The sequence below is a fragment of the Mesorhizobium sp. genome (genome assembly GCF_005063415.1).
Lineage (GTDB): Bacteria > Pseudomonadota > Alphaproteobacteria > Rhizobiales > Rhizobiaceae > Mesorhizobium.
Map to the genome: position 1 here is coordinate 1 of NZ_SUEG01000189.1, position 8,663 is coordinate 8,663.

The 8,663-nt window shown below is 63.0% G+C and carries 9 protein-coding genes; 2 read left to right on the forward strand and 7 right to left on the reverse strand.

The window, feature by feature from the left end; all coding sequences use genetic code 11:
• Positions 1–150 precede the first annotated feature (150 nt).
• The 7 genes from E5W70_RS28910 to E5W70_RS28940 all read right to left on the reverse strand — a co-directional run bounded on the left by E5W70_RS28910 (position 151) and on the right by E5W70_RS28940 (position 6,710).
• On the reverse strand, positions 151–1,164 hold the full coding sequence (locus E5W70_RS28910; RefSeq protein ID WP_292664711.1) for an ABC transporter ATP-binding protein: 1,014 nt from the start codon (positions 1,162–1,164) through the stop codon (positions 151–153).
• Complete coding sequence (locus E5W70_RS28915) at positions 1,157–2,269, reverse strand: ABC transporter ATP-binding protein (protein WP_292664712.1); 1,113 nt, start codon at positions 2,267–2,269, stop codon at positions 1,157–1,159. Before E5W70_RS28915 ends, E5W70_RS28910 begins: the two co-directional genes overlap by 8 nt.
• A 3-nt stretch (positions 2,270–2,272) precedes the next feature.
• Entirely contained in the window at positions 2,273–2,473 is a 201-nt protein-coding gene (locus E5W70_RS28920; RefSeq protein ID WP_023717960.1) for a hypothetical protein, read from the reverse strand.
• Positions 2,470–3,420 carry a carbohydrate ABC transporter permease gene (locus E5W70_RS28925; RefSeq protein ID WP_023717959.1) on the reverse strand — a complete coding sequence of 317 codons (951 nt, stop codon included), beginning with the start codon at positions 3,418–3,420 and terminating at the stop codon, positions 2,470–2,472. Before E5W70_RS28925 ends, E5W70_RS28920 begins: the two co-directional genes overlap by 4 nt.
• On the reverse strand, positions 3,417–4,364 hold the full coding sequence (locus E5W70_RS28930; protein ID WP_031211681.1) for a sugar ABC transporter permease: 948 nt from the start codon (positions 4,362–4,364) through the stop codon (positions 3,417–3,419). Before E5W70_RS28930 ends, E5W70_RS28925 begins: the two co-directional genes overlap by 4 nt.
• 112 nt (positions 4,365–4,476) lie before the next feature.
• Positions 4,477–5,808 (reverse strand): ABC transporter substrate-binding protein, encoded by a 1,332-nt coding sequence (locus E5W70_RS28935; protein ID WP_292664713.1) that lies wholly within the window; start codon positions 5,806–5,808, stop codon positions 4,477–4,479.
• Positions 5,809–6,020: 212 nt separating this feature from the next.
• Positions 6,021–6,710 carry a PIG-L deacetylase family protein gene (locus E5W70_RS28940; protein ID WP_292664714.1) on the reverse strand — a complete coding sequence of 230 codons (690 nt, stop codon included), beginning with the start codon at positions 6,708–6,710 and terminating at the stop codon, positions 6,021–6,023.
• 27 nt (positions 6,711–6,737) lie between these two features.
• Here E5W70_RS28940 and E5W70_RS28945 point away from each other — a divergent pair, with 27 nt between their 5' ends.
• The gene (locus tag E5W70_RS28945; protein ID WP_292664715.1) at positions 6,738–7,628 is read left to right on the forward strand and encodes a DMT family transporter; all 891 of its coding nucleotides are present in this window, start codon (positions 6,738–6,740) and stop codon (positions 7,626–7,628) included.
• 76 nt (positions 7,629–7,704) lie between these two features.
• On the forward strand, positions 7,705–8,663 hold a 959-nt coding region (locus tag E5W70_RS28950), incomplete at its 3' end, for a DEAD/DEAH box helicase (protein WP_292664716.1).

The window sequence follows — 8,663 nt, forward strand, 5'->3', positions numbered from 1 at the left end:
AGATCGCCGGCGCCGGTCGTGCCGAGAAAGCCGTCCAGGGCCTCAGTTACGATCGTATCCCTGCGATTGAAAAAATGCTTCATCGAATTGGTCCAGTCCGGTGCCCGAAATTGCCGGTTGAAAGGTGCCAGGAAAACACTCGCGCAGCGCTCACATCAGCCGTCGCCCATCGGCGCCGAAATACAGCGGCGAGCGATAGCGGATCATGATCTTGTCGCCCTGCGCCAGGTCGGTGTCGGGGTCGGTCAGCGTCACCAGCTTCCTGGTCCCCACCGTCACGTGCAGGTGGTTCTGGTCGCCGAGATGCTCGACCCAATCGACGACGCCGTCGGCATGGCCGTTCGCGGCCTTCTCGATCGAAAGATGTTCGGTACGCGCACCGATCGTCTTTGCTCCCGCCGGCGCGCCGCCATCCGGCAGCAAGCCGACCGGCAACAGATTGATGGCCGGTTGGCCGAGCCTTGCCGCGACGTGAAGGTTTGCCGGCTCAGAATAGATCGTGCGCGGGGAACCGATCTGCACCAGCACGCCGTCGGCGAGAATGCCGATGCGGTCGGCCATGGTCATCGCTTCGATCTGGTCGTGTGTGACGTAGAGCATTGTGGCGCCGAGTTCGGCCTGGATGCGCTTCAGCTCGAGCCTGAGATCGGCGCGCAGCTTGGCGTCGAGCGACGACAGCGGCTCGTCCATCAGGTAGATCGACGGTTTGCGCACCAGAGCGCGGCCGATGGCGACGCGCTGCATCTCGCCGCCCGACAGTTTGGTCGAGCGATTATTCAGCTTGTGGTGGATGCGCACCATCTTGGCCACGTCCTCGACGCGGCGGCGGATCTGGTCCTCCGGCATTTTCCGCGCCGGCGAGCGCAGCGGAAAGGCGAGGTTGTCGTAAACCGACAGATGCGGATAGAGCGAATATTGCTGGAACACGAAAGCGGTGTCACGCTCGGCCGGCGACAGCGTCGTCGTGTCGTGCCCGGCAATATGGATCGAGCCCGCTTCCGGCCGCTCCAGCCCAGCGATCAGCCTGAGCGTCGTCGTCTTGCCGGCGCCGGTCGGCCCAAGCAGCACGACGAATTCCCCGTCGGCGATATGCAGGTCGAGATTGTCGACGGCGACATGCTCGCCAAAAGCCTTGGTCACGCCTTTGATGTGAACGTCAGCCATGATGCGCTCTCCCCTTGGAGGCCGAGTCATGGATTTCGGTGCGCACCGCACGGCCGGATCCCTTTGCGAACAGCGACAGCCGCGCGCTGCTCAGCGCCAGGCCGACATGGTCGCCCGGATTGAGCCGGATTTCGGCCGGCACCCTGGCCTTGATGATGCCGTCTGCCGTCTCGACCGCCACGATCTGAGTGGTGCCGAGATATTCCGTGCCGTAAATGGCGCCGCGCAGCTTCGAAGCGTCGTCGAAACGGATGTGCTCCGGTCGGATGCCAAGCGCCATCTCGGCCGGCGCAACATCCTCGCGCACCTCCGGCACGGCCACCTTCGCGCCTTGCACAACAATTTCCCTGGCGCCCTTTGAAAGCCCGCCGCCGAAGCCGAGGAAATTCATCGGCGGCGAGCCGATGAAGTCGGCGACGAACATCGTCGCCGGCCGGTCGTAGATCTCGCGCGGCATGCCGAATTGTTCGATGACGCCGTGGTTCATCACCGCGATCTTGTCGGCCATCGACATCGCTTCCATCTGGTCATGCGTGACATAGACGGTGGTGGCGTGGATGCGGTTGTGCAGTTCGCGCAGCTCATGGACCATCAGGTCGCGGAATTCGGTGTCGAGCGTGCCGAGCGGCTCGTCCATCAGGAAACACTTTGGCCGCCGTACGATCGCGCGGCCGAGCGCCACGCGCTGGCGATCGCCACCGGCTAGCCCGGAGACGGATTTGTTAAGCAGATGGTCGATCCGCAAAAGCTTCGCCGTCTCTTCCACTCGGCTCCGGATTTCAGCGCCTGGCATGCCTTGCGCCAGCAGCGGAAAGCCGATGTTCTTCCTCACATTCATGTGCGGATAGAGCGCGAACAGCTGGAATACGAAGGCAATGTCGCGCTCGCGGGCACGCCGCGTGGTGACGTCCTCGCCGCCAAGCAGGATCTTGCCGCCGGTCGGCAGTTCGAGCCCGGCGATCATACGAAGCGTCGTCGTCTTGCCGCAGCCCGACGGCCCTAGCATGACGAAGAATTCGCCGTCCTCGACGACGAAGTTGGAATCTTGCACGGCGACGAAATCGCCGAATGCCTTCCTCAGATGTTCGACCCTGATCTCGGCCATCGTCTACTCCGGAAATTTCGAGACGATGATGAACATCGCCGTGCCGGCAAGCATGGTGATGAAGGAATAGGTGTAGAGCGCCAGTGCGAAGGGCTGGAACAGCATCAGGAAGCCGATGGCGATGATCGCGGTGGCGACGTTTTCCATCAGCCCGCGCCTGGCCCAAACGGGCCAGCGCGATTTGCGTTTTGCGGTCAGGTTCATTTGCGCACCGCGCCAAAGGTGATGCCGCGCAGCAATTGCTTGCGAAGCAGGATGGTGAAGACCAGGATCGGCACCAGGAAGATCGTCGTGCCGGCAGCGACCGCCGGCCAGTCCTGGCCGCCTTCGCCGATGATGGTCGGGATGAAGGGCGGCGCAGTCTGCGCCGTGCCCGAGGTCAGCAGCGCGGCGAAGGCATATTCGTTCCAGGCAAAGATCAGGCAGAATATGGCGGTTGCGGCAATGCCGGTGGTCGCCTGCGGCAGCACGGTGCGCCAGAACGCCTGCAGCCGCGTATAGCCGTCGATCATCGCCGCTTCTTCATATTCGCGCGGGATTTCGTCGATGAAGCCTTTTAGCAGCCACACTGCCAAGGACACGTTGACGGCCGTGTAAAGCAGGATCATGCCTAGCGCCGTGTCCGACAGGCCAAGCTCCCGGTACATCAGGTAGATGGGAATCGCGACGGCGATCGGCGGCATCATCCGCGTCGACAGGATGAAGAACAGAAGGTCGTCGGCGAGCGGTACCTTGAAGCGCGAAAAACCATAGGCCGACAGCGTGCCGAGGAACACCGCGCAAAAGGTCGAGCCGAAAGCGATGATCAGCGAATTGACGAAGCGCGGCATGAAGTTCGATGGGCCGGCGATCACCATGTTGCGCTTGCGCACCGTCTCGTCGCAAAGGCCCGTCGCCGGCCCCAGCGAGTTGATGTATTCCGGCGTCTGCCTTGTCCGCGTCGTGAACAGGTTGCAGTAGCCCTCAACGCTGGGCTGGAACAGGATCTTCGGTGGGTAAGCGATCGAATCGGGCGGCGTCTTGAAGCTGGTGGCGAAGATCCACAGCAGCGGCACGATCGAGATCAGCGCATAGGCGACGATGATCGTGCCGGCGACGCGCTTCGACGTGGCCGACGGTGCTACAACGGAGTGGGCTGACGTCAGGCTCATCTCTGCTTCACCTTGTTCAGCGCCTTGACGTAGATGTTGGCCAGCCCAAACACCGCGACGAACAGGATGATGGCGAAGGCCGAGGAATAGCCCGTCCGCCAGCTTTCGAAGGCCTGCCGCTTCAGCGTGATCGAGGCCACTTCGGTGGTCGATCCCGGCCCGCCGCCGGTTAGCAAATTGACCATGTCGAACATCTTGAAGTTCTCAATGCCGCGAAACAGCACCGCCAGCATGATGAAGGGCAGCGCCATCGGCAGTGTGATCGACCAGAACTGCCGCCAGTTGGAGGCGCGGTCGACCTCGGCCGCTTCGTAGATGTATTCGGGGATCGAGCGCAGGCCGGCGAGGCAGATCAGCATCACGTAAGGCGTCCACATCCAGGTGTCGACGATGATGATCGACCATGGCGCCAGTGACACGTTGGAGAGCATGCTGATCTCGGTTGCCGGAATGCCGGTGACGAACGAGACGGCGTAGGCGAACAGCCCGATCTGCGGCTCGTAGAGGAAGCGCCAGAAATTGCCGACCACCGCCGGCGACAGCATCATCGGCACCAGGATGATGGTCGTCCAGAAGGCGTGGCCGCGAAACTTGCGGTCGATCAGCCAGGCCAGCGTGAAGCCGATCAGCGTCTGCAGCAGGATGGTCCAGAACACGAAATGCGCCGTCGTCTGCATGGCGATCCAGATGTCCTGGTCGGCGAGGATGCGCTTGTAGTTCGCGAGCCCAAGGTTCTTCACAACCTCGTTGGGCCGATTGGCGCGAAAATTGGTGAAGGACAGATAGATTGCCCAGAACAGCGGGAAGATATTGATGGCTAGAAGCAACAGGATCGTCGGCGAGATGAACAGCCAGGCGAGGCCCTTGTCGCTGATGCCCCGGACCTTGCGGGCCAACGGCTCCGGCGTAGCCCGGGCAACGCTGTCCGCCGTCCGATTGAGCATGGTCAGTCCTGCTTCGGTCACTTCGCTCGTCTCGACAATGGAATTTATCTGAACTGTGTCCCGTGCCAAGGGTGGCACGGGACGGTTCGGTCATGGGCTCGGGAGGAGCCGTTTACATCTTGCCGTCGTCCTGGAAGACCTCGGTCCAGTCCTTGACGAGGCCGTCGAGCGCATCCTTGGCCGAGCCTTGCCCGGCAACGACATAGTCGTGGAAGCGCTTCTGCGACGCTTGCAGCAGCGGCGCGTAGCTCGGCTCGGCCCAGAAGTCCTTCACGATGGCCATCGAGTCGAGGAAGGTCTGCGCGTAGGGCTGGCTGGCCGGGAAGCCCGGGTCCTTGACAACGGCGTTGAGGCAGGAATAGCCGCCGAGTGACCACCATTTGGACTGCACGTCCTTGTTGGCAAACCATTTGATGTATTTGAGCGCGGCTTCCTGCTTGTCGGAATAGGAGACCACCGAGATGCCCTGGCCGCCGAGCTGGGCGAACTGGTCGCCGTCCGGACCTTTGGGATTGACGAAATAGCCGATCTTGTCGCCGCCGACATTCTCATCCTTCTGCAGGCCTGGCCAGGTGAAGGCGAAGTTCATGTGCATCGCCACCTGGCCGGATTTGAAGGCATCGACGCCTTCGCCCATGTAGCTGTTCGAGGCGCCGGGAGGGGTGCAGCAATCGTAGAGGGCTTTGTAGAACTCCAGGCCCTTCACCGATTTATCGGAGTTGACGAAGGCTTCCATCTCGTAGGGCTTTTTCGGGTTTTCGTACTGGAAGCCGAAGCTGTAGAGCACGTCCATGGCGCCCATGGTGATGCCTTCCGAGCCGCGCTCGGTGTAGATCGACGCGCCATAGACGGTCTTGCCGTCGATGTCGCGCTTCTGGAAGAATTCGGCGATCTGCTTCAGCTGGTCGAAGGTCGTCGGCGGGCCAAGATCCCAGCCGTACTTTTCCTTGAATTCCTTCTGCAGCTCCGGCTTGGAGAACCAGTCCTTGCGGTAAGTCCAGCCGACGACGTCGCCCATGGCCGGCAGCGCCCAGTAATTCGGCGAGTTCTTCGGCCATTCCGAGTAGCCGACGACGGTCGCCGGCACGAAATCGTCCATGCTGATCTTCTCCTTGTCGAAGAAGTCGTTCAGCTTGACGTAGTGGCCGTTCTCGGCGGCACCGCCGATCCACTGGCTGTCGCCGATGATCAGGTCGCACAGCTTGCCGTGCGAATTCAGCTCGTTGAGAAAGCGGTCGGCATAGTTGGTCCACGGCACGAATTGGAATTTCATGCCGATGCCGGTTTCCTTGGTGAAGTCCTTGGACAATTCCACAAGCGCGTTGGCCGGGTCCCAGGCTGCCCAGCAAAGCGTCAGATCTTCTGCCTGCGCGACATTCGAAACGGCTGTCGACGCAAAGAGTGTCGATGCCAGTCCCAACGTCAGTTTCAAGGTCGATTTCATGCCTTCCTCCCATTTGCGAAACGCGTCCGGATGACGGTTTCAAGAGCCCGCTAAACCCCTCCTCCGGGGCCCAAACACAACGACGCGGCGGCGCACCGGATGTTTAGTAATTTGTTTAGTGATGCAATTTTTACTAAACAAGGCAAGCGAATTCGTTGCTGCACCGCAGCATGCTGGATAGGAAAGCAACGTGAGAGGTTGCGGCGACCTGCCTAGGTCACCGTCTTGTTGCTGACGGCCACCGGACGGATCACTGGGGCCGGCGGCAGCAGCGCGCGGATATCGGCGAAGGGGAAGACCGGCTCGAAGCGGAAGGCCTCGGCGAACGATCCGGCTGGGCCGTTGCACTGGCCGGCGCGAAAGGCGTTCTGCGTGCGCGCCGCGTCGACGAAACGCTCGGGATCCTGCGACTGATGCGCCCGGATGGCTTCCGCCTTGAGATCGAAATGCGTGGAGGTATCGACGTAGTGCGTTGGCGAAAACCCGGTGCCGCCGAACGTGTCGGCATGCAGCACCGGCACCGAGAATGATGCGGCGATGCGCATGCCATCCGACAGCGCGCGGTGGTCGCCATGATAGTCGTTCGGCGCATGGGTGATCGCCAGATCCGGCCCTATCTCGCCGATCAGTGCCTTCAGCGCCCCGATCAGCGCGGCATCCGCCACCAGCGCGCCATCGGGAAAGTCGAGGAAGCGCGGCGTCACGCCAAGCAGGCCGGCCGCCGCCGTCGCCTCTTTGCGGCGCGTGCGGGCAAGCGCGGCCGGATCGCCGTAGCCGCCCCTGGCGCCATCCGTGGCTATGGCAAAAAAGAGTTCTGCGCCTTGCGCGGCATAGGCCGCCATCGTACCGAACATGAAGATCTCGATGTCGTCCGGATGCGCGCCAAGCGCCAGTATCTTCACTCTCATCTCTCCCGGAAACGTAAAAACGTGCCCAACGGAATTCTGCTCGCTCTCATCGCCTATGCAAGCTATTCGTGCAGCGACGCCGTTGTCAAAAGCCTGGGCGGGCAGTTCAACGTCTTCGAGATCGGCTTTTTCTCGACATTGTTTGCCGGCTGCTTTCTGCTCTTTGCCAGGCCGCCAGGCGAGCGCTGGCGCGATTTCTGGCGCACGACCCGGCCCTGGGCGGTACAGGCCCGCGCCTGGGCCGGCATCGCCTCCGGCGTGCTCAGCGTCTACGCCTTCACCACAATCCCGCTGGCAGAAGTCTATGCGCTGATCTTCCTGGCGCCGCTGTTCGTCACCATCCTGGCCACGCTGGTCCTCAAGGAGAAGGTCGGCCCATGGCGGTGGCTGGCGGTCGTCGCCGGCTTTGCCGGGGTCATGCTGGTCGTCAGGCCTGGGTTTCGCGAGTTGCATCTTGGTCATCTGGCGGCGTTCATCATCGCCTTCCTGGCCGCCACCAATGTCATCCTGATGCGTTCGCTCGCCGCGCAGGAAAAGCGCACGACTATGCTCGGCGTGCTGATCGGCTACGGCCTGCTCTTCAACGGCGTCGGTGCGGCGGCTACCTCGTTCTCCCTGCCGGATGGCAGGCAATGGGCGTGGCTGGTGCTGGCCGGCGCCTTTACCGCCGGCGGCCAGCTGCTGCATCCGCTGGCGGTCAAATACGCACCAGCCAACCGCATCGCGCCAACGCATTATTCGCAGATCGTCTGGGCGGTGGTTCTGGGCGCGCTGTTCTTCAGGGAATATCCGGATTTTCTGTCGCTGGTCGGCTTGGCCGTGGTCGGCGGTTCCGGTCTGCTGACGATGGTGCGCGAGGAGGTGCGGCTCGGCACCGTGCGCTGGAACCCGTTTTCGCGGACCAGGCTTTGAGTCGGTGCCGAGGTTGCGCCGCGACCGCCACCGCTGATATGCGGTCGCTGCCAACTGGCTGCACATCCTTGGGACAATGACGACAAAGCCTTTGCCGGAACTGCCGGTCTCCGCTGTCTTGCCGGCGCTCAATGAAGCGCTCGGCCATGGCAATAGCGCCGTGCTGGTGGCGCCGCCCGGTGCCGGCAAGACGACGCTGGTTCCACTGGCGCTGCTCGACGCTGAATGGCTCGGCGCCGGAAAGATCATTCTGCTCGAGCCGCGCCGCCTCGCCGCCCGCGCTGCCGCCCGCCGCATGGCCGAATTGCTCGGCCAAGAGCCCGGCGAAACAGTCGGCTATGCCATGCGCATGGAAAACCGCACTTCCGCAAAGACCAGGATTCTCGTCGTCACCGAAGGCGTGCTGTCCCGCATGATCCTCGACGATCCCGAGCTGCCCGGTGTCGCGGCGGTGTTGTTCGACGAGTTCCACGAACGCTCGCTCGACGGCGATTTCGGGCTGGCGCTGGCGCTCGACGTGCAAAGTGCGCTGAGGCCCGACCTCAGATTGCTGGTGATGTCGGCGACGCTCGACGGCGCGCGTGTCGCAAGATTGCTGTCCGGCGCGCCGGTGATCGAGAGCGCAGGCCGCGCCTTCCCGGTCGACATCCGCTATGACGAGCGGCCGGCGGGCGTCGCCATCGAGGACCCGATGGCCAGGGCGATCCGCTGGGCGCTTGCCGGGGAGGAGGGCAGCGTGCTCGCTTTCCTGCCCGGCCAGCGCGAGATCGAGCGCACCGCCAAGCGGCTGGCGGGCAAGGTCGGCGCCGCTACCGACATCGTGCCGCTCTACGGCATGCTCGACAACAAGGCGCAGGACGCGGCGATCAAGCCGGCGCCGCCCGGCCGCCGCAAGGTCGTGCTGGCGACGTCGATCGCCGAAACCTCCATCACCATCGACGGCGTGCGCGTCGTCATCGATTCCGGCCTATCGCGGCTGCCGCGCTATGAGCCGGCGAGCGGCCTGACGCGGCTGGAGACGGTACGGGCTTCCCG